1 protein-coding gene is annotated in these 234 nt (G+C 44.4%); it reads right to left on the bottom strand.

Annotation, left to right across the window (positions count from 1 at the left end; all coding sequences use genetic code 11):
• Nucleotides 1-32: 32 nt before the first annotated feature.
• On the bottom strand, nt 33-234 hold a 202-nt coding region (locus ACTHS4_RS12635), incomplete at its 5' end, for a GNAT family N-acetyltransferase (protein ID WP_440366061.1).

The raw sequence follows: 234 nt of genomic DNA, 5'->3' as shown, positions 1-234 counted from the left end.
CTTCAACATTGATTTCTCTCTTCCTACAAAAATTATTTCGGATCGCAACGGAAATGGTACGCACAAATTTCAAATCCGTTTTTGAAGTAGAGACGATGAGCATCTGCTCGGTCATGGTTCACATGGACATTCAGATGGATTTTGGTCGCACCCGTTTCCGCACCGATTTTACGTACTTCTTCCAACAAGCGAGAAGCATAGCCTTTTTGGCGGCATTGCGGCATGGTTACGAGA

Origin of the sequence: Neisseria sp. P0014.S009 (assembly GCF_051958155.1) — a bacterium.
Classification (GTDB): Bacteria; Pseudomonadota; Gammaproteobacteria; order Burkholderiales; family Neisseriaceae; genus Neisseria; species Neisseria flavescens_C.
The sequence above is the reverse complement of the archived record's forward strand: the minus strand, read 5'-3'. Positions and strand labels throughout refer to the sequence as shown.